Source organism: Dyella sp. ASV21, from assembly GCF_016428975.1.
Taxonomy (GTDB): domain Bacteria; phylum Pseudomonadota; class Gammaproteobacteria; order Xanthomonadales; family Rhodanobacteraceae; genus Dyella.
Map to the genome: position 1 here is coordinate 1 of NZ_JAELTT010000302.1, position 321 is coordinate 321.

The window sequence follows — 321 nt, forward strand, 5'->3', positions numbered from 1 at the left end:
AGGCCATGCCCTGCCTGTGGCGGTTCCAGTACACCGAGCAGGTGCGCACCGCCCAGGTGACCCAGCACGATTACAGCGAGAACCACCCGCGCTTCAACCACGCCACCACCCACCGGGCCGCCTCGCTCGACCACCCCGCCAGCGACTACGCCATCTACCGCTACCCCGGCCGTTATCCGGACGCCACCGACACCACCGGCAAGCTATATACGGAAACGCGCCTGCTGGCCTTGCGCGCCCAGGCCCACGTCGCCGAGGTGGAAGGCGATGACCCGCGCCTGCAACCCGGCTGGGCCTTCGATATGGACGGCCATCCACGCG

General features: G+C 68.8%; 1 protein-coding gene. It reads left to right on the forward strand.

From position 1 onward, the window contains the following. Nucleotides 1–321: contractile injection system protein, VgrG/Pvc8 family (locus JHD67_RS21745; protein ID WP_199101205.1), on the forward strand; the 321-nt coding region annotated here is incomplete at both ends.